The 19,595-nt window shown below is 69.6% G+C and carries 18 protein-coding genes and 2 pseudogenes; 12 read left to right on the forward strand and 8 right to left on the reverse strand.

From position 1 onward, the window contains the following. Positions 1 to 99: 99 nt before the first annotated feature. Both ABT115_RS04645 and ABT115_RS04650 read left to right on the forward strand, forming a co-directional pair. Positions 100 to 480, forward strand: a pseudogene (locus ABT115_RS04645) (Rv1733c family protein); the annotation flags it as partial. A 155-nt stretch (positions 481 to 635) separates the two neighbouring features. Further along, a complete protein-coding gene (locus ABT115_RS04650) occupies positions 636 to 3,077 on the forward strand; it encodes a right-handed parallel beta-helix repeat-containing protein (RefSeq protein WP_351783999.1) in 2,442 nt (813 codons plus the stop codon). Between the two features lie 26 nt (positions 3,078 to 3,103). Here ABT115_RS04650 and ABT115_RS04655 read toward each other — a convergent pair whose 3' ends face one another. After that, complete coding sequence (locus ABT115_RS04655) at positions 3,104 to 5,494, reverse strand: hypothetical protein (protein WP_351784001.1); 2,391 nt, start codon at positions 5,492 to 5,494, stop codon at positions 3,104 to 3,106. 184 nt (positions 5,495 to 5,678) lie between these two features. Here ABT115_RS04655 and ABT115_RS04660 point away from each other — a divergent pair, with 184 nt between their 5' ends. The 4 genes and pseudogenes from ABT115_RS04660 (at position 5,679) to ABT115_RS04675 (ending at position 7,802) form a co-directional block, all read left to right on the forward strand. Beyond that, the gene (locus tag ABT115_RS04660) at positions 5,679 to 6,515 is read left to right on the forward strand and encodes a DeoR/GlpR family DNA-binding transcription regulator (RefSeq protein ID WP_351784003.1); all 837 of its coding nucleotides are present in this window, start codon (positions 5,679 to 5,681) and stop codon (positions 6,513 to 6,515) included. Positions 6,516 to 6,580: 65 nt separating this feature from the next. Next, complete coding sequence (locus ABT115_RS04665; protein WP_351784005.1) at positions 6,581 to 7,024, forward strand: SRPBCC family protein; 444 nt, start codon at positions 6,581 to 6,583, stop codon at positions 7,022 to 7,024. Further along, positions 7,018 to 7,221, forward strand: a pseudogene (locus ABT115_RS04670) (DUF2867 domain-containing protein); the annotation flags it as partial. The gene ABT115_RS04665 and the pseudogene ABT115_RS04670, both read left to right, overlap by 7 nt. Positions 7,222 to 7,322: 101 nt before the next feature. Further along, a complete protein-coding gene (locus ABT115_RS04675; RefSeq protein ID WP_351784007.1) occupies positions 7,323 to 7,802 on the forward strand; it encodes an SRPBCC family protein in 480 nt (159 codons plus the stop codon). 37 nt (positions 7,803 to 7,839) lie between these two features. Here the strand turns inward: ABT115_RS04675 and cds1 are convergent, their stop codons facing one another. Continuing rightward, entirely contained in the window at positions 7,840 to 8,973 is a 1,134-nt protein-coding gene (gene cds1, locus ABT115_RS04680; protein WP_351784009.1) for an L-cysteine desulfhydrase Cds1, read from the reverse strand. Positions 8,974 to 9,179: 206 nt separating this feature from the next. On the opposite strand from cds1, the gene ABT115_RS04685 reads away from it, so the two are divergent. Together ABT115_RS04685 and ABT115_RS04690 are read left to right on the forward strand one after the other, a co-directional pair. Then, a complete protein-coding gene (locus tag ABT115_RS04685; protein ID WP_351784011.1) occupies positions 9,180 to 9,497 on the forward strand; it encodes a hypothetical protein in 318 nt (105 codons plus the stop codon). A 211-nt stretch (positions 9,498 to 9,708) separates the two neighbouring features. Continuing rightward, positions 9,709 to 10,200, forward strand: coding sequence for an ATP-binding protein (locus ABT115_RS04690; RefSeq protein WP_351784061.1), 492 nt, complete (start codon positions 9,709 to 9,711; stop codon positions 10,198 to 10,200). A gap of 122 nt (positions 10,201 to 10,322) precedes the next feature. Here ABT115_RS04690 and ABT115_RS04695 read toward each other — a convergent pair whose 3' ends face one another. Beyond that, a complete protein-coding gene (locus tag ABT115_RS04695) occupies positions 10,323 to 11,537 on the reverse strand; it encodes an ROK family protein (RefSeq protein ID WP_351784013.1) in 1,215 nt (404 codons plus the stop codon). A 26-nt stretch (positions 11,538 to 11,563) separates the two neighbouring features. On the opposite strand from ABT115_RS04695, the gene ABT115_RS04700 reads away from it, so the two are divergent. Both ABT115_RS04700 and ABT115_RS04705 read left to right on the forward strand, forming a co-directional pair. After that, a complete protein-coding gene (locus ABT115_RS04700) occupies positions 11,564 to 11,725 on the forward strand; it encodes a hypothetical protein (RefSeq protein WP_351784015.1) in 162 nt (53 codons plus the stop codon). Between the two features lie 80 nt (positions 11,726 to 11,805). Next, positions 11,806 to 12,174, forward strand: coding sequence for an SCO4225 family membrane protein (locus tag ABT115_RS04705; protein WP_351784017.1), 369 nt, complete (start codon positions 11,806 to 11,808; stop codon positions 12,172 to 12,174). A gap of 96 nt (positions 12,175 to 12,270) precedes the next feature. Here ABT115_RS04705 and ABT115_RS04710 read toward each other — a convergent pair whose 3' ends face one another. Further along, a complete protein-coding gene (locus ABT115_RS04710; RefSeq protein ID WP_351784019.1) occupies positions 12,271 to 12,990 on the reverse strand; it encodes a TetR/AcrR family transcriptional regulator in 720 nt (239 codons plus the stop codon). 171 nt (positions 12,991 to 13,161) lie between these two features. Between ABT115_RS04710 and ABT115_RS04715 the strand changes: the two genes are divergently transcribed. Then, entirely contained in the window at positions 13,162 to 13,569 is a 408-nt protein-coding gene (locus tag ABT115_RS04715) for a nitroreductase/quinone reductase family protein (protein WP_351784063.1), read from the forward strand. Positions 13,570 to 13,679: 110 nt separating this feature from the next. Here ABT115_RS04715 and ABT115_RS04720 read toward each other — a convergent pair whose 3' ends face one another. Beyond that, the gene (locus ABT115_RS04720; RefSeq protein ID WP_351784021.1) at positions 13,680 to 14,894 is read right to left on the reverse strand and encodes a geranylgeranyl reductase family protein; all 1,215 of its coding nucleotides are present in this window, start codon (positions 14,892 to 14,894) and stop codon (positions 13,680 to 13,682) included. A gap of 183 nt (positions 14,895 to 15,077) precedes the next feature. Here ABT115_RS04720 and ABT115_RS04725 point away from each other — a divergent pair, with 183 nt between their 5' ends. Further along, on the forward strand, positions 15,078 to 16,442 hold the full coding sequence (locus ABT115_RS04725; protein WP_351784023.1) for a dipeptidase: 1,365 nt from the start codon (positions 15,078 to 15,080) through the stop codon (positions 16,440 to 16,442). Positions 16,443 to 16,597: 155 nt separating this feature from the next. Here ABT115_RS04725 and ABT115_RS04730 read toward each other — a convergent pair whose 3' ends face one another. The 3 genes from ABT115_RS04730 to ABT115_RS04740 form a co-directional block, all read right to left on the reverse strand. Then, a complete protein-coding gene (locus ABT115_RS04730) occupies positions 16,598 to 17,635 on the reverse strand; it encodes an NUDIX domain-containing protein (RefSeq protein ID WP_351784025.1) in 1,038 nt (345 codons plus the stop codon). A gap of 124 nt (positions 17,636 to 17,759) precedes the next feature. After that, the gene (locus ABT115_RS04735) at positions 17,760 to 18,641 is read right to left on the reverse strand and encodes a carbohydrate ABC transporter permease (RefSeq protein ID WP_351784065.1); all 882 of its coding nucleotides are present in this window, start codon (positions 18,639 to 18,641) and stop codon (positions 17,760 to 17,762) included. A 38-nt stretch (positions 18,642 to 18,679) separates the two neighbouring features. Then, positions 18,680 to 19,594, reverse strand: a complete 915-nt coding sequence (locus ABT115_RS04740) for a carbohydrate ABC transporter permease (RefSeq protein ID WP_351784027.1) — start codon at positions 19,592 to 19,594, stop codon at positions 18,680 to 18,682. Between the last annotated feature and the right edge of the window lies 1 nt (position 19,595).

Raw genomic sequence — 19,595 nt, forward strand, 5'->3', positions numbered from 1 at the left:
GGGAATCGCACACGGTCACACAAGGCCGCCGTCGAGCCATGGGGACTCGACGGCGGCCTCGGTGCTCCCGCACCGGCGGCACAGCCCCTCGGCCGCGCGCCGCGGACGGACCGTCAGCCCGGACCCGAAGTGGCCTCGGAGCGCACCACGCAGACCCCGGTGATGGCGCGCTGGAAGGCTCCGGACGGCACGAACCGCCGCGGTACGGTGACCACCTCCTCCCGTAGGACGGATCCCGGCGCCGAGGTGGAGATCTGGACAGACCTCGACGGCAGCCCCGCGCTGCGGCCCATGGACGCTCCGACGGCTCATACGCATGCGGCGCTGGCCGGGCTCGGGGCGGCGCTGCTCACCGTCGGACTGGTCGAGGTCGGCCGGCGCCTGATCGTCTGGCGCATGGTCCGGGAGCGGTACAACCGGATCGACCGAGCCTGGGCTAAGGCCGGTCCGGACTGGGGCAGGACCGGGACCGGCAGCTGATCAGCTGCCGATCGGGTCAACTCCCGCCCGCCGCGCGCGCTACGGTGGACCGGCCCGCCCAGCTTCCTCGGCGGGCGAGCTCGGGGTTCGTCGCTGCCGTAAGGCCGGTGACACGGGCATCACACACACGCACGAGGTGGGGGCACAACAGCGCCATGGCACAGGGCACGGTCCAGGTGACGCACACCGGCACATCGCGGTGGCGGCGCCGCACAGGCGAATATGCCTCCCTCACCGCAGCCCTGGAGGCCGCGGCTGACGGTGATGTCCTCACCGTCGCGCCGGGCACCTACCGGGAGAATCTGGTCCTGCACCGCGCGGTGACGCTGCGCGGCCCCGAGGGCTCGGTCGGATCGGTACGGATCGCACCGGTCGACGGCGTACCGCTGACCGTCCGTGCCTCCGCCGTCGTCTCGGACCTGCATGTGGAGGGTCAGGACTCGACGGCTCCGGCACTGCTCGTCGAGGACGGCGCACCGGAGCTCGCGGATCTGCGGATCGTCACGCGTTCGGCCGCCGGGATCGAGGTGCGCGTTGCGGCCCGGCCGACCGTACGCCGCTGCACGGTCGACAACCCGGCAGGGGTGGGCATCGCCGTACTCGACGGTGCGGGCGGGGTGTTCGAGCAGTGCGAGGTCGTTTCGGCCGGACAGTCCGGTGTCTCGGTACGTGACGGTGCGCATCCGCGGCTGGAGCGCTGCCGGATCCACCATGCGTCGGGCGCGGGGCTGAGCATCACCGGCGAGGGCAGCGGCCTGGAGGCCGTCGGCTGCGAGGTGTACGAGATCAAGGGCAGCGGAATACAGGTGACCACTCGCGCGGCCGCCCACCTCACCGACTGCACGGTGCACCGCACTTCGGCGGACGGGGTGACGCTCGACACCGACGCCGTACTGACGCTCGCCGACTGCGACATCCACGACATCCCGGAGAACGCGGTGGATCTGCGTTCCCGTTCGGTTCTCACCCTGACCCGCTCCACGGTGCGCCGGTTCGGCCGCAACGGCCTGTCGGTCTGGGATCCCGGCACCCGTGTCGATGCCAACCAGTGTGAAATACATGACAGTACGGGCGATTACCCGGCGGTCTGGGTGAGTGACGGGGCGACCGCGATACTGGAGTCCTGCCGGGTCCATGACGTACCGGACGCCATCTTCGTGCTCGACCGGGGTTCGCGTGCCGACGTGGTCGACAGCGATCTGTCCCAGGTCCGCAACACCGCGGTGTCGGTGAGTGACGGGGCGACCGCCCAACTCGACGACTGCCGCATCCGTGAGGCGTCCACCGGCGCCTGGTTCCGCGACCACGGCAGCGGCGGCACGCTGAACAACTGCACCGTCGACGCCGCACAGACCGGAGTGATCGTCACCAAGGGCGCCGACCCGACGATCGAGCGCTGCACGGTCACTTCCCCCGCCGAGGCCGGCTTCTACGTCTCCGCCGAGGGCCGCGGCACCTTCCACAGCTGCCGGGTCACCGGAAGCGAGGGCTATGGCTTCCATGTGATGGACGGCTGCCGTACGACTCTGACCCGTTGCCGTACCGAGCGGTGCGCCCGCGGTGGATACGAGTTCGCCGAGGGCGGCGCCGCCCTCGGCGACGGCAATGGAGCGGGGCCCGTCGTGGAGGACTGCACGAGCGACGAGAGCGCGCTGCGCTCCCCCGCGCCACCGGCGACCCCGTCCGTGCTGACAGCGACCCAGTCGGCCCCCGGGCTGCTCGGCGCGGTCCCCGGGCAGCGTGCCGAGCAGCCCGCCCCAGCCGACGTACCCGCCGCCGGGCCCGTACGCGCGTCGGAGGCCGTCCTCGGGGAACTGGACGCGCTGGTGGGTCTGGACAGCGTCAAGCGAGAGGTGCGCGCCCTCACCGACATGATCGAGGTCGGTCGTCGGCGGCAGGAGGCCGGGCTCAAGGCCGCGTCGGTCCGGCGCCATCTCGCCTTCACCGGCTCCCCCGGCACCGGCAAGACAACCGTGGCCCGGCTGTACGGCGAGATCCTCGCCTCGCTCGGGGTGCTGGAACGCGGCCATCTGATCGAGGTGTCCCGCGTCGATCTGGTCGGCGAGCACATCGGCTCCACCGCCATCCGCACCCAGGAGGCCTTCGACAGGGCGCGCGGCGGGGTGTTGTTCGTCGACGAGGCCTACGCCCTGTCACCCGAGGACTCCGGCCGGGACTTCGGCCGGGAGGCGATAGACACGCTCGTGAAGCTGATGGAGGACCACCGGGACGCGGTGGTCGTCATCGTCGCCGGGTACACCCAGGAGATGGAGCGGTTCCTCACCATCAACCCCGGTGTGGCGTCCCGTTTCTCACGGACCATCACCTTCAGCGACTACGAGCCCGCCGAGCTGCTGCGGATTGTGGAGCGGCAGGTCGACGAGCACGAGTACAGGCTGGCCTCCGGGACCGGGGAAGCGCTGTTGAAGTACTTCACGGAGCTTCCCAAGGGCCCGGCTTTCGGTAATGGGCGGACGGCTCGGCAGACCTTCGAGTCGATGGTGGAGCGGCATGCGGGCCGGGTCGCCCAGCTCGCCGAGCCGAGCACGGACGACCTCACGCTGCTCTACCCGGAGGATCTGCCGGAGCTCCCTTGAGAGCCTGTCGGGTGACCTCCGCCCGATCAGAGGTCGCCCGACAGGCTCTGAGCCCGCGGGGTCTCCTGGCCCCCTTCCCCGTCGGCCTGGCGCGGCAGGGCCGGCGCCAGCCGGTCCAGCAGTGCGGCCCGCTCCTGGGCGAAGACCGGGTCGGCCTGGTAGTCCGAATGTCCCAGAACGGGTTCGGGCAGCGGATGTTCGGGGGTACGTCCGTAGACCAGGGGGTCCTTCAGCGGCCCTCGGTCCACCTCGGGCCCCGGTCCCTCGTCGAGCCGCACTCGGCCGCCGATCGGGTCGGTGGCCCGCCAGAGGTTGCGCCAGCAGTGCACGGACCCGTGCAGTCCATGCAGCGGTGCGGGGCCGAAGTAGGCCGGGAACCAGCGCGCGTACAGTCGCTCGATCGGCGAGCCGTAGGTGAGCAGGGCGACCCGGCTCCGGGTCTCGGCGGGCAACTGCCACACCGCGGACGCCGCGAGGACGCTGCCTTGGGAGTGACCGGAGATGACGAGCCTGCCGCGGGTCTGCCCGGTCCAGCCGGACATCCGTGACACCAGATCGGGGACGGCGCGCTCGGCGTAACAGGGCGGTGCGAAGGGGTGCGCGGCGCGCGGCCAGAACGTACCGACATCCCAGAGGATGCCGATGGTGCGCCGGGCGGAGGCGTCCCGGTAGGCGCGCCGTCCCCAGGTGACGAAGAGCACGAAACCGAGTCCGACCATCCAGGATCCGGCCGACTGGGCCGCTTCGGCCGCGGACTCGACGAAGGCACCGCTCCCCTCCATCGCGAGCCCGGGCACCTCACCGCTCGCCCAGGCCCCGCCGACCGCCGCCGCGCCGAGCAGCAGTGTGGCGCCGGCGACCGGACCGAGGATCCAGGGCGCCGAGTCGGTGAGGGCTGCCGTGGCCCGGATCCGGGCGATCTGCCGGGTCCGGGCGGGGTCCGGCCGCTCCTGCCCGTACTCCAGGTCGACCTCGGGCTGCAGGGCGCGGGCGGCGAGCCAGGTGCGTACGAGCAGCAGGACGGCCGGGACCGCCAGCAGCACCAGGAGCACTGGGATGACCGAGGCCTGCCAGCTGAGCAGCACCGGCGGTCCCTCGATGGTGGCGTTCCTGCCCATGCCCGGGGTGCCGGAGCCATCGAGCCAGTCGGCGACGCGCTGGGCGACCCCGCCGGTCATGACACCGCCGAGAGCGCACGCGAGCATCGCGACGGCCGGTCCACCGAGTCCGTATATGACGGTGCGGGGTTCGGGGGTCCGGCGGTACAGGCCCAGTGACACCACGGCGAGCACGACGACGAGCGCCGCCTGGCCGAGCATGACGATGCTGAAGGTGACGTCGCCGGGCAGGGCGCCCGCCGAGACCCAGTCGGGGCGCGACCAGGCCGTATACACCGCGGCAAGGACGAGCAGGGCCAGGGCGGCGCCGGGCAGACAGGTGATGAGGGCGTGGTCGAGCCGCTGGTCGAGCCGCCGCTCACTGCGCCCGCGGCGGCAGACGACCCAGAGCACGGCGAGCGCGCCCAGGACCAGCGCCGCCTCGATCAGTCTGCCGGTGATCTCGGGCACGGGGCCGGTGACTGCGCGATCGTGGCGGGCCGCGGCGCCCACGACCGACGCGGCGACGGTGAGGAATCCTGCGGCGGTGTGGGCGGCGCGCAGCCGGGCGACCAGTCGGCGGCCGTACCAGAATCCCGGCCGGCTGAGGGCCGGGCGGCCACCGGCCGCAGTGCCGGAGGTGTTGAGGTCGTGCGGGGTCCCGGGAGCGGCGTCATCCGGTTCGGATCCGGTGAGTGGGCGCTGCGATTCGTACGCGCCCCATGTCCGGTTGGACAGGAACCAGAGCAGCCCCACCAGGGCGGTGGGCACCAAAGAGGCGAGGGCGAGCCTTCGGCCCGGCTGGGACCACCAGCCGCCCTGTGCCGCCGACAGGAAGCCGAGCCAGGACCGCCGGTTCGAGCAGTCCGGCACGCCCGCACACTGCCAGGCCACCAGATCGAGCGCGACCTCGCAGGCCGCCGCGGTCAGCAGGACCGTGAGGCTGAGCGCGACAAGCCGGACGAGGACGCCGTACAGGCGCACGGCGCGGGTACGGCGCCGGGCGGTGGGGCGCATCCAGTGGGCGAGGTTGACCACCATGAACGGGAGCAGCAGCAGCCACAAAGCGCGGGAGCCGTTGCCGGAGGTGAGATTGGACCAGCAGTAGGCCTCGGCGATGGGCTGGTCGCGGTACCGCTCCGGGTACTGCTCGGCGTCCATGTCCCCGGCGCGCCGGTAGATGGCGGCGGTCGCGTCACCGGTGACTCTGACCGGGCGCGGATCGTCGAGCATCTCCTGCGGGGTGGCTCCGCCCACGCCATGGACCAGCAGTTCCAGCGCGGGCCCCGGACTCTGCGGGGCCTGGGTGACTGGTGGCACTGAAGTGACTCGCTCTCTCGGTCGTGGGGAGGTGCTGATGCACGGTCACCAGAATCACGGAAGAGGCCGGTGTGCGCACCGCTCTCACGGAATCTCCCCAGTGCGGCGGCCGACGACACCGCGTGGCAGGATGACCCCGTCCGAGGAGACTGTTGTACGGCCAGAGGGAAGGACCGGACCGGCGTTGAGCGAGAATCAGAATCTGCTCGCGGAGCAGCGGCGCGCCCTGATCCTCGACGAGGTACGCAGACGTGGTGGGGTCCGGGTCAATGAGCTGACCCGCAAGCTGGGTGTCTCCGACATGACCGTGCGCCGGGATCTGGACGCGCTGGCCCGCCAGGGTGTGATCGAGAAGGTGCACGGCGGGGCCGTTCCGGTGGTCGAGGCCAGCACGCACGAGCCCGGTTTCGAGGCCAAGTCGGCTCTGGAGCTGACCGCCAAGGAGGATATCGCCCGGGCGGCCGCGACGATGGCGTTGCCCGGCAGCGCCATCGCGCTCTCCGGCGGTACGACGACGTATGCGCTCGCCCAGCAGCTGCTGGACGTACCGGATCTGACAGTGGTGACCAACTCGGTGCGGGTCGCCGACGTGTTCCACTCCGCGCAGCAGTCGGGGGCTACGAGCGGGGCAGGTACCGGGGCCGCCACGGTGGTGCTCACCGGCGGGGTACGGACCCCGTCCGACTCGCTGGTCGGCCCGGTCGCCGATCAGGCCATCTCCTCGCTCCACTTCGATGTGCTGTTCCTCGGGGTGCACGGCATTTCGGCGGAGGCCGGGCTTTCGACACCGAATCTGGCGGAGGCCGAGACCAACCGCCGTTTCGTCCACTCGGCGCGGCGTGTGGTGGTGGTCGCCGACCACACCAAGTGGGGCAAGGTGGGCCTGAGTTCGTTCGCGACTCTGGAGCAGGTGGACACGTTCGTGACGGACGCGGGACTGTCGGCCGACGCCCGCGAGGAGATCGAGGAGCGTCTTCCGGGCCTGCTGGTGGCGGGCCGCATCGCGGACGGCGACTCCTGAACCGTCGGGCGGTGCGTGGCTTCAGCTCAGCTCGCGCCGGGTGGTACGCACCTTAGGATCGTGCTGTGGCCGTATTCCGGATCGAGCGCTTCACGTCCCTGCCCGCAGCCGAGTCCTGGCGCCGGGTGACGGACTGGGAGCGGCACGCGGCGCATGTACCGCTGACCACGATCACCGTCCCCACGGGGCTGCCGACCGGGATCGGGACCGTTTTCGTGGCGCGCACGGGTGTGGGTCCGCTGGGCTTCGACGATCCGATGGAAGTGGTGCGGTGGACGCCGCCCGCAGCCGGGCGTGCGGGGCTGTGCCGGCTGGAGAAGCGCGGTTCGACGGTGCTGGGCCGGGCTTCGATCGAGGTGTATCCGACGGATTCCGGATCCCATGTGGTGTGGGTGGAGGAGCTGACTGTCCGGCTGCTGCCGCGATGGGCCGATCCGTTGCTTACCGGAGCAGGCCGCCGGGTCTTCGGCCGGGTGCTGGACGGCATGCTGGACCGTCGTTCGAGATGAGGCTGCCCGGACCGGCCTGGCTCGAGCTGTCGGTGAACCGGAACGAGCAGGGGCGGACGGTCTATCGACAACGGGCGCTGTTCCATCCGCGCGGACTGCTCGGCCACGTCTGCTGGTGGAGCGTTTGGCCGTTCCACTCGGTGGTGTTCGGCGGTATGGCCCGCAACATCACAGCAGCAGCGCGGGCGATCCCGTAACACTCTCCCACTGAACGTCATTGAGACAAGGACATCTGACGATGCATCAGCTATGGTGTGCGCCAACCCGCCCGCCGCCGACCGCACGGGAGGTGCGATCCGTGCCACGCCGACTCCGTTCTGTGGACCTCGACTTCATCGAGTCCGCTCCACTGCGACTGGTCTTCGCCGCGGAGGTGTCAGCGCCTCCCGAGGTGGTCTACCGTGCGCTCGCGGATGACGTGGCGGGCTGGCCCGGCTGGTTCACCTCGGTGACTGCGGCCCGGCCCACCGAGGACGGCGCAGGTCGCGAGGTCCGGCTCAAGGGCGGCACGGTGTTGCGCGAGACGATCATCGCGGCGGCAGCCGGCGAGCGGTACGCCTACCGAGTCGACGAGTCGAACGCCCCTGGTCTGCGGGCCCTGTTGGAGGAGTGGCGACTCACCCCGGCCGGGACCGGGACGCAGGTGCAGTGGACGTTCGCCGCGGACGGTTCCGCACCCTTCCGGTTCGCCCTGCGGCTGGGCCGGTCGGGGGTGGGCCGGGCTTTCCGGGACGCGGTACGCAATCTCGACAGGCGGCTGACCGGTCCCGCGGCCTGAGAGCGGCCGCGGGCCGGGGCGCTGCGTTCCGTCCAGGCTATCCGAGCCAGTTGCCGTCGGCCAGGAAGGAGTCGATGGTTTCCGTGTACGGGGCGATGTCCAGGCCCTGTTCGGCGAGCCAACTGTCGGAGTAGTACTTGTCGAGGTAGCGGTCGCCCGGATCGCAGATCAGAGTGACGACGCTGCCGGTGCTGCCCTGCTCGACCATTTCGGCGACCAGTTTGAACGCGCTCCACAGCCCGGTGCCGGTGGAGCCGCCCGCCTTCCGGCCGATGGCCTTCTCCAGTGCGCGCACAGCCGCGACACTGGCCGCGTCCGGCACCTTCATCATCCGGTCGATGGCCCCGGGCACAAAGCTCGGCTCCATCCGGGGCCTGCCGATGCCCTCGATCCGCGAGCCGCAGTCACTGGTGGCCAGGGGGTTGTGGTGGGTCCAGCCGTCGAAGAAACAGGAGTTCTCCGGGTCGGGCACACAGATCCGGGTGTCGAACTGCATGTAGTGCACGTAGCGGGCGATGGTCGCCGAGGTGCCGCCGGTTCCGGCCGTGGCGACGATCCACGTCGGCTCCGGGTAGCGCTCCAGTCTCAGCTGCTGGTAGATCGACTCGGCGATGTTGTTGTTCCCGCGCCAGTCGGTGGCCCGTTCGGCGTAGGTGAACTGGTCCATGTAGTGGCCGCCGGTGTCTGCGGCGAGCGTGGCGGACTCCTCGTACAACTTCCGCGAATCGTCGACGAAGTGGCAGCGACCGCCGTGGAATTCGATCAGCCGGCACTTCTCGGGGCTGGTGGTGCGGGGCATCACGGCGATGAACGGCACACCGATCAGCTTGGCGAAGTACGCTTCCGAGACGGCCGTCGAACCGCTGGACGCCTCGATCACCGGCTTGCCCGGCCGGATCCAGCCGTTGCAGAGCCCGTAAAGGAAGAGCGAGCGGGCCAGCCGATGCTTGAGGCTGCCGGTGGGGTGCGTCGACTCGTCCTTGAGGTAGAGGTCGATACCCCATGGCTCGGGCAGCGGGAATCGCAGCAGATGGGTGTCGGCGGAGCGATTGGCGTCGGCCTGGACCTTGCGCACGGCCTCCTTGAGCCAGGCCCGGTACTCGGGGTCGGAGCGGTCGATGTCGATGGTCGCCGTGGCCCGGCAGTCGTCTCTGTGCTCTACGGTGCCCATCAGCGCGTTCCTCCTCGTGTCACCGTCTCTCCACTGTCAACAATATTCCCCCTACCTGCACAAACGTTCACTTTGATGCTCCATAGCCCTGCCTTTGCGTTGACGGGCGTTGCAGCTGTGGCACCGAGCCGGGTCGCGGTCTGGCGCGCCGGTCCCGGCTTGTGCAGACTGCCCATCAGAAGCATTACGAAGGGGGCGAAGCAGTCATGCCGGAAACGGAGTTCAGTGCGACGGGGGTACGGATCGAGCGGTGGGCCCGTTCGCTCACGAGGGCGGGGCAGGTGATCGTCAAGGACGGCAGGCTGGCTCTGCTGACCAGTTACGGCCGGGAGATCGACAGCGCCCCGGTGGTGACGGTGAGCGCGGGCAGGCCGTGGTTCGCCGGAGCCGGTGCGGCCGTGGCGCGCCTCAACGGGACGCGGTACCGGCTGACGATGGGGCAGCGCAACCACGGCCCGGACGAGGCCGGGCCGGCCCACAGTTTCCTCGAGACGCTGCGCAGTGCGGGTGGCCGCATGATCTGAGGGGGTACCGCCGGTACACCGCGAGTTGCGGAGCAGTGCCCCCTGAGCGACATTGGTCACACGTCACTCATGGTTTACCGGCGGTGACACTGATCCGCGCCGCCGGAGCTGAATCAGCAGCCAGTCATCTGCTGGATCGTTCCTTCGTCTTCTTCCGGACCTATTTCGGGGAGTCGCAGCCGTGATCAGCGAGCCGAGCAGGCACTGCACAATGGAGCTCCAGGCCCTGCCGTCACGGATCGGTCAGGTCCGCAGAATCGTTTCGGCGCAGTTGCGCTACTGGCATCTCGATCCCCTGATCGACCATGCGGCGCTCGGCGTCACCGAACTGCTGACCAATGTCCACCGGCACGCCCAGCCGGACAAGTCATGCATCGTCGAGATCGAGCTGCTGCTCGAACGGCTGACAGTCTCCGTCCACGACCACGACCCACGGCTGCCGACCGTACGCGCGGCCACTGCGTCCAGTACGTCGGGGCGCGGGCTCGCGCTGGTCGCCGCGGTCAGCGAGAGCTGGGGGGTCTGCCCGAGGGGCGGCGCCGGGAAAATTGTCTGGTTCACTCTTCCGGCACCGTCCCTGTTCGCCGATCAGCCGCTGCGCTCGGTGTACGGAGCAACCACTGACGGACCGTTCGAACCGGACCCTGTCACGTATCTGGAGAGCAGGACACCCTCCGTCGCACGGTCGTCGGTGGTCGGCTAACGACCTCGGGGGAAAGAGGCGTTGGACGGAATCCTGGTACGCAACGCGGCACGCGCCTGTGCGTGGAGGACGTCTTCGGGCCTGTCCGACGACCGAGTCCGGCGCGACCGTCCCAGCCCCCGTCACGCAAGCGCGGCCAGCGGATCGTCCAGCACCGGCTGCCAGGCCAGTTCCGCCGCCCCCACCAGGCTGTTGTGGTCGAGCGTGCACGGCAGGATGGGCACACTGCCGCTGCGACCCCACAGGCTGCGGTCGGCCACCACTGCACGCAGCCGCTCCGGATCCGCGTCGAGCAGTGCGCGGTGCAGTCCGCCGAGGATGATGCGGTCAGGGTTGAGGATGTTGACCAGCCCGGCGAGCCCGAGGCCGAGCCGGTCGATCAGTTCCTCGGCCGCGCCCCGTACCGCCGCGTCCTCGTACTCCGTGCGCAGCAAATCGCCGGCCTGCTTGAGCAACGACTCCTCCGGACCGGGTTGGCGACGGGCGGCGACGAGGAAGGCCAGCGGATCGGTCTCGACGTCCAGGCAACCACGACCGCCGCAGTGGCACGGGCGGCCCTCGGGGCTCACCGTGAGATGGCCGACCTCCAGCGCGAGTCCCGAACTCCCGGTGTGCAGACGGCCGTCGAGGACCAGGGCTCCGCCCACGCCGCGATGGCCGGTGGCCACACAGAGCAGATGCTGGGCACCGCGCCCGGCACCGTGCCGGTGTTCGGCGAGCGCGGCAAGGTTCACGTCGTTTCCGGCGAACGCGGGGCCGGGGATGCCCGCTTCCCGTACGCAGGTGGCGAAGATCTCGCGCACCGGGGCGCCCGCCGACCAGGCGATGTGCAGCGGATTGAGCGCGGTGCCCTCCGGTTCGGCGACTGCGGACGGCACCGCGAGGCCCGCTCCGACGCAGCGGCGTCCACTGTCCCGCAGCAACTCCGCGCAGGCGTCGACCACTTCACCGATGACCTGTGCCGGGTCTGCCGTGACGGTGACACAGCCGGGGGCGGTGGCGACGAGCCGTCCACCGAGCCCGACAAGCGCGGCCCGGAACCCGTCGGCGTGCACCTGCGCGGCGATGGCGACGGGCCCGGACTCCCGGATGGCCAGCCGGTGCGAGGGGCGGCCCTGCGAGCCGGCTGCGGAGCCCGGCCGGGCGTCGACCCGGATCAGGCCCAGCGCCTCCAGCTGCGCGGCGACCGCACCAGCCGTTGCCCGGGTGACCCCGAGCTCGGAGGTCAGGACGGCACGGGTGGGCGCGCGTCCGGTGTGGACCAGTGCCAGCGCGGGTCCGAGCGCACTGCGACCCCTCTCCAACTTTGTCCGGGTGGTGGACACCTTGCCGTTCATGGGGGCGAGTCTCCCATGATCCGCAGGTGCCATTGACTCCGCCGTGGCGCAGCATCACCCTGCTTGCGCAGACGCATTCGGCGCTCGCGCTCGGCTTGGTGCTGCTGGTCTTCGGCGACCTCGCGGTGGCGCCGGCCATCACAGCTGCAGCACTGGCGTACGGAGCATGCAATGAGGCGCACACATGAGCGATTAAGTAGCAGTACTCAGGTGGGAACAGCTCCCCGGGCACACGATGGAAAGGTCAACCAACTACGGGGAGCGAGCCATGAACAATCCGGTCATCAACCACCAGCACCTCCGCGCGCTCATGCGGCTGACCTTCGGCAATTTCGCCTCGTTGATCTATCTGGGCCTCGTCCTGGCGGCGGCGGTGTTCGTCACCGTGGACACCTTGTTCGTCGCCCATGAGGATGCCTCGTTCGCTGGTGTCTGGCTGTTCTTCCTCGCGGCGCCCACTGTGTTCGTCTTCTTCATCGGCAGCTCGCTGTGGGGCGCGGAGGCTGCCGGACCCGCATGGTCCGTCTACCTCGCTCTGGCCATGTCCGTATTGCTGCAGTCATTCGCCCTGGGCTGGTTCCTGCGGCTGATACGCGACGGCGGCCGGACGCGCACCGCCCACCCCCGGGGAGCCTGAGAGCTGCCGGGTGACCTCTGATCGGGCGGCCACCCGGCAGCCTCTGAACCGCTGACACCTGGTCCTGGCAGCAGACCGCGGGCCGCGGCAGAGACGTCAGCCGGTCGCGGCACTGCTGCCGCGACCGATCAGGCCGACCGTGCGGGCCAGTTCGGTGACGGCTTCCCGGAAGAAGATCTCCCGGGCCTCCACCACCCGGTTGAACTGGCCGAAGATCTCGAAGGAGATCAGCCCGAACAGCTGCGACCAGGCGGCGATCAGTGGGGCGGCGACTTCCGGAGGAAGGTCGGGGGCGAAGTCGGCGACCATTCGCTCGGCCTCGGCGCGCAGCTCGTCGGCGAGCGGCGGCAAAGCGAGACCGTCCGTGCGGTAGGCATCTGAGACAACGGCAATCAGGACGAGGCCGACGCGGGAGGCGGGGCCGATCGTCGCCTGCGGTGCGGTGTAACCGGGCACGGGCGAGCCGTAGATCAGGGCGTACTCATGGGGGCGGGCGAGGGCCCAGTCGCGTACGGCTTGGGCGACGGCGATCCAGCGGGTGAGGTGAGGGGCAGCATCGGCACGGGCGGCCCGGTGGGCGGCCTCGGCGGACTCGCCCACGGAGTCGTACGCATCGACGATCAAGGCCGTGAGCAGTTCGTCCCGGCTGGGGAAGTAGCGGTAGAGCGCGGAGGACGCCATACCGAGTTCCCGTGCCACGGCGCGCAGCGAGAGCTTTGCGGCGCCTTCGGCCGCGAGCTGCTTCCTCGCCTCGTCCTTGATAGCGGCGGTGACCTCGATACGGGCCCGTTCCCTGGCTCCTCGGACAGTGCTCATGAGCTCCAGTCTGCCATGCAGAAGAGCACCGACCAACAACGAGAGCACCGCTCTTGCTTTTGGACTGCGCTCCCGTGCACACTGATCTCAAGCGAGAGCACTGCTCTCAAACAGTGAGGAGTCACCGTGTCTCAGCCGTATTATATTCAGGGCAACGCGTTCAACGTCCGGATGAACAGCGTCATCGGCTGGCTCGCCCGGCACGGCGTCAGCCTTCTCGGCTCGGCCGAGATGTCGGTACGCGGCCGCAAGAGCGGACAGATGCAGCGCATCCCCGTAAACCCCCATACCTACGCGGGCACGCAGTATCTGGTCTCCGCGCGGGGCCACTCCCAGTGGGTGCGCAACATGCGGGTCGCCGGTGGCGGCGAGCTGCGGGTGGGCCGGAAGATCCGTACCTTCACGGCCGTGGAGATCGCGGACGACGAACAGAAGGTGCTGATCGTCCGCGCCTATCTGGAGCGGTGGGGCTGGGAGGTCAACCAGTACTTCCAGGGCATCACTGCAAAGTCCACGGACGCAGAACTCCTGGCTGCCTGCCCGGACCACCCCGTATTCCGGATCACCATTGAAGGCTGACCGTGCGGCCCGGCCCGCCCCCGGCGTCAGATGGCAGGTGCCAGATGTCGGCTGTCACGTGTCAGGTGTCACGTGTCAGGTGTGAGGCGCCAGGTGTCGGGTATCAGGTGTCAACGGTCCATCGCTGACAGGGCCCGCTGTGCCAGCGGATGCGTACGGACCATCTCGGCCAGCGAAGTCGTTCCCCGGGTGACGCCGGCGAACGCGTTCCAGGCCGGGCGGAATCCCGTCAGCACCGCGTGCAGCACCCCCGGACGGCGCTCGAACAGCTTCAGCATGCGTCGTCCGACGCCCATCTCGACACCCAGGCCGGCCTTGATGGCGAAGGCGTAGTTGAGCGCCTGGCGTCGGGCGTCCACCGCATCGTGCGACTCCGCGATCCGGACCGCCCACTCACCGGCGAGCCGCCCCGACCGCAGCGCGAAGGAGATGCCTTCGCGGGTCCACGGCTCCAGCAGCCCCGCCGCATCACCGCACACCAGCACCCGCCCGCGTGACAGAGGAGAGTCGTCGCTGCGACATCGCGTCAGGTGCCCGGAGGAGATCTTCGGCTCGAAGCCGGCGAGACCGAGCCGGGCGATGAAGTCTTCCAGGTACCGCTTGGTCCCCGCCCCGTCGCCCCGCGCCGAGATCACGCCGACGGTGAGCGTGTCGCCCTTGGGGAACACCCAGCCGTAGCTGCCGGGCAGGGGACCCCAGTCGATCAGCACCCGGCCCACCCAGTCCTCCGCGACCGTTTCCGGAACCGGGATCTCGGCTTCCAGGCCGAGATCCACCTGGTCGAGTTTCACCCCGACATGGGCTCCTATGCGCCCAGCACTGCCGTCCGCTCCGACGACCGCGCGGGCCAGGACCGTCTCGCCGCCGGACAGCACCACGGCGACCGTGCGCCGGTCCGGCACCGCGGCGCCGTGCTGCTCGACCCTCGTCACCGTCGCTCCGGTACGGAGTTCGGCGCCCGCCTTCTGCGCCTCCTCGACCAGCCCCGCGTCGAACTCGGGGCGATTGATGAGCCCGAAGAGCATCCGCTTGGAGCGGCGGGTCCGCGCCAGCTTGCCGTTGAGCGAGAAGGTGACCGCGTGGATCCGGTCCCGCAGCGGCAGTTCGAAGCCGGGGGGCAGCGAATCACGCGAAAACCCGATGATGCCGCCACCACATGTCTTGTAGCGGGGCAGTTCCGCCTTCTCGAGGAGCAGTACCCGTCGTCCGGCGACCGCCGCCGCGTATGCCGCGGAAGCGCCGGCCGGTCCGCCACCGACTACGACGACGTCCCACACGGACGACTCTTCGTGCTCATGTACGGCGTCTGCGTTCTCGCTGCTCACGATGTGCTTCTGCTCCCGATCCCACCAGTGGCCCATGCTGCTCACGGCATCCTACGGCGCGTCGCGCCCGGCACCCGCTGTGGGAGGATCCACCGTGCGTTCGACCTACATGCAACGCCGCACACTCGGTGTACATGTACCCGGATTCGTACACATAACGTCGCACCCACGAGGAGCGTTCCCATGACCGCCCGTCCGATCTCCGAGACCATTGCCTCGCTGATGCCCCGCGCCAAGGCGGAGCTTGCCGAGCTCGTGGCCTTCCAGTCGGTGGCGGATCCCGCGCAGTTCCCGAAGAGCGAGTGCGAGGCGGCCGCCAACTGGGTCGCCGACGCGCTGCGCGCCGAGAACTTCCAGGATGTCGCCCTGCTCGACACCCCCGACGGCACCCAGTCGGTGTACGGCTTCCTGCCCGGCCCAGCCGACGCCCCGACCGTACTGCTCTACGCTCACTACGACGTGCAGCCGCCGCTCGACGAGTCCGCCTGGCTCTCCCCGCCGTTCGAGCTGACGGAGCGCGACGGCCGCTGGTTCGGCCGCGGCGCGGCCGACTGCAAGGGCGGCTTCATCATGCATCTCCTCGCCCTGCGCGCCCTCAAGGCCGACGGCGGCGTTCCGGTCTCCGTCAAGGTGATCGCCGAGGGGTCCGAGGAGCAGGGCACCGGCGGTCTGGAACGGTACGCCGAGGCGCACCCCGAGCTGCTGACCGCCGACACGATCGTCATCGGCGACACCGGCAACTTCCGGGTCGGTCTGCCGACGGTGACCGCGACGCTGCGCGGTATGACGATGCTGCGGGTCACGCTCGACACCCTCGAAGGAAACCTGCACTCCGGACAGTTCGGCGGCGCCGCTCCGGACGCACTGGCCGCGATGATCCAGCTGCTGTCGTCGCTGCGCGCCGAGGACGGCACCACGACCGTCGACGGGCTGGCCACGGACGCAGAATGGGACGGACTGCAGTACGCGGAGGCCGAGTTCCGCAAGGACGCGAAGGTCCTCGACGGCGTCGGACTGATCGGCACGGGTACGGTCGCCGACCGGATCTGGGCGCGGCCCGCCGTCACCGTCATCGGTATCGACTGCCCGCCGGTGGTCGGCGCGACACCGTCGCTGCAGGCGAGTGCGCGGGCACAGATCAGCCTGCGGGTCCCGCCGGGCCAGGACGCCGCGAAGGCGACCGAGTTGCTGACCGCCCACCTCAAGGCGCACGCCCCGTGGGGGGCCAGGGTGTCCGTGGAACAGGTCGGTCAGGGCCAGCCGTTCCGTGCGGACACTTCCAGCCCGGCGTACACGTCCATGGCGCAGGCGATGCAGGCCGCGTATCCCGGCGAGAAGATGCAGACGTCCGGGATGGGCGGCTCGATCCCGCTGTGCAACACCCTCGCCGCCCTCTACCCGGAGGCCGAGATCCTCTTGATCGGCCTGAGCGAACCGGAGGCACAGATCCATGCGGTGAACGAGAGCGTGTCACCCGAGGAACTGGAGCGGCTGTCGCTCGCCGAGGCCCTGTTCCTGCGGAACTACGCCGAGTCCAAGCGAGCCTGACTACGCGTCACACCCGATCGGTTGGGGTCCCGCCGCCCGGCGGCGGGACCGCCGCCGGGCGCGCCCAGCGACACCGGGCTGGCCATGACCCGGCCACCGCCTGCTTCGGACACGGCGATCCGCTCACAGTCGACTCCGCCGCAGTGCTGCGCGCCTCAGCCGACCGGGACTCCGGCCTGCAGGTTGAGCACGGTTGACCGCTCCCGGGCGCGGAGCGCCCAGCGCAGCCGTTCGTACCGGGTGGGAGGCAGCATGGTGGCCGCCTCCTCCTCGGTGACGAACCGCCAGCCGCGCAGTTCGGAGCCGGGCAGCAGCAGCCGTTCGGCGTCCGCACCGGGCAGCAGGCCGCCGTCGAAGAGCATCCGCAGCCCTCCGTAGCCGGGGAATTTCGGCTTCTCCCAGTCGATGACGAGCAGTTTCGGCACCCGTTCGAGATGGATGCCTATCTCCTCGGCCACTTCACGGATCCCGGCCTGTGCCGGTGCCTCGCCGGCCTCGACCACTCCGCCCGGGAACTCCCAGCCGGGCTTGTACGTCGGGTCGACGAGCAGGACCCGGTCGCGTTCGTCGAAGAGCAGCACGCCTGCCGCGACGGTCTCCGCGGTCGGCTCGGGCGTCTGTACGATCTCGCATGCGGTGGCAGCCCCGGTGCGGACCGCCTCGGCGATCCGCTCGGCCGTCTCGTACGGAGTGAGCGCGCTGGTGTCGATGATGTGGGCGTCCCGGGTGAGCCAGCCGAGCGACGCTCGGTAGGGCTCGATGTGCTCGTAGGCCCACTGCCGGATCCGTTCGCTGTGCTCCGGGTCGTCGGCGAACTCCACCCGGTCGGCGATCCGTTTGCGCAGGATCGTTTCCTCAGGTGAGAGCAGGACATGGCGCACCGGAATGCGCCGGGAGGCGAGCCCTCCGAAGATCTCGTCGCGGTACTCCTGTCGCAGCAGTGTCATCGGCGCCACCAGTACCCCGGACACATCGGCGAGCAGGGCCGCGGCGGTATCCACCACCAGACGCCGCCAGATCGGCAGATCCTGGAAGTCCGTCACCTCGGCAAGTCTCTTCTGGGGCAGCAGATACCGCAGCCCCGCGCCGATCAGCTCGGGGTCGTAGAACGTGCTGTTCGGGATCAGATCGACCAGCTCGCGCGCGGCGCTCGTCTTGCCCGCGCTGAACGCACCGTTGATCCAGACGATCACGGTTCCCCCTCTTCCGTAGCCCCCTGTGGCTTGCCCGTAACACCCTGCCGCGAAAACCCCGCTGTGGCGATGCCGTTACCCGAACGAACCATCGGATGACGAACCGGCGCGGCTGAGGCCCGGGCTACCCCTTGCCGGCGCCCAGGGTGAGGCCCGCGATGAAGTGGCGCTGGAGCAGCAGGAAGACCACGAGCGTCGGCAGAGCGACGATCACCGAGCCTGCGGCGAGCAGGTTGTAGTCCGTGAAGAACTGGCCCCTGAGATTGTTCAGCGCCGAGGTGATGGGGAGCTTGTCGCCGTCGGAGATGAAGACCAGTGCCCACAGGAAGTCGTTGTACATCCAGGTGAACTGCAGCGTGCCGAGCGCGGCCAGGGCCGGGCGGCACAGCGGAAGGGTGATCCGCCAGTACTGGGTCCAGACGCCCGCGCCGTCGACGATCGCGGCCTCCAGGATCTCTTGCGGCAGGGTGCGCATGAAGTTGGACAGGACGAAGACGCAGAAGCCGAGCTGGAAGCCGATCTGCACGGTGATGACGGCCCAGTACGAGTCGAACATCGTCATCGAGTCGGACATCCAGTAGGGCAGCGGGATGCGATTGAAGACGACGTACAGGGGTGTGACGATCACTTGCTGCGGCAGAAGGTTCCCGGCCGTGAAGAGCATGAGCAGGACGAGCCCGCCGCGCATCTTCAGCCGGGCCAGCGCGAAGGCCACGAAGGAGGCGAGGAAGAGGGTGACGAGTACCCCCGGGACCGCGATGATCAGGGTGTTGACGAAGTACTTCGTCATGCCGGAGTCGGAGAACGCCTGGCGGTAGTAGTCCAGGGAGAGGTGACGCGGCAGCGAGAAGTATCCGTGTTCCGAGGTCTCGTCGTAAGGCCGCAGCGAGGCATACACCGCGAGCAGCAGCGGGGCGAGGAAGGCGAGGGAGACCGCCATCAGGAAGGCGTGGACGCCGATTCTGCAGGGGCGGATCCGGCGCCGGGCGGCGGGGGCCGGTGGCACAGGTGGGGCGGAGGGGCGGGCGGGGGCGATGTGGACGGTCAACGGTTCTTCTCCCCTCGGAGCTCCTGGACCAGGTACGTCACGACGAATCCCAGGGAGAGGGCCAGCAGGACGACGGCGATGGCGGAGCCGAATCCGATGCGGCTGGCCTCACCGATGATGTTGTCGGTGACGAGCACCGAGAGGAGTTCGAGTCCGTTGCGGCCGTGATTGACGGCGTACACGATGTCGAAGGCGCGCAGGGACTCGATGACGGTGATGACGCCGACGATGACATTGACCGGCCGCAGCGTGGGGAAGACGATGCGGAAGAAGGTCTGGGCCTCGCCCGCCCCGTCGATCGCCGCGGCCTCCTTCAGCGAGGGGTCGACGGCCTTGAGCCCGGCGAGGTAGAGGATCATCACATAGCCGGTGTGCCGCCAGGCCGCGGCCAGCAGGACCACCCAGATGTTGAGGCTTGGATCGCCGAGCCAGTCGGTCGGCGACTTCGTGTTCCCGATGACCGCGTTGAGGGCTCCCTGATCGCGGGAGAAGATCAGCTGGGCTATGAAACCGACCACGGCGAGCGACAGCACGACGGGCATGTACAGCGTCGACTGGTAGAAGCGGCTGAAGCGCACGCCCCTGTCGATGAGTACGGCCAGCAGCAGGCCGAACGGTGCGGCGACCAGACCCAGGAAGGCGAGCCAGAGCAGATTGTGCCGGGCGGCGGGCCAGAACTGAGGGTAGTTGGTGAAGAGGTTCGCGTAGTTCTGTGTACCGACCCACTTGATGTCACCGATGCCGTCCCAGCTGGTGAAGGAGAGCACGACGGAGGCGAAGGTCGGTCCCCACACGATGGCGATGTCGAGCAGGACGGGTATGCCGAGCAGCACACCGAGTACGGCGAGGTCGCGGCCGGTGAACTGCCGCGAGACCTGCCGTCCGGTGCGCCGCGCCGAGATGAACGACACG

The organism is Streptomyces sp. NPDC001832 (assembly GCF_040297265.1).
GTDB lineage: Bacteria > Actinomycetota > Actinomycetes > Streptomycetales > Streptomycetaceae > Streptomyces.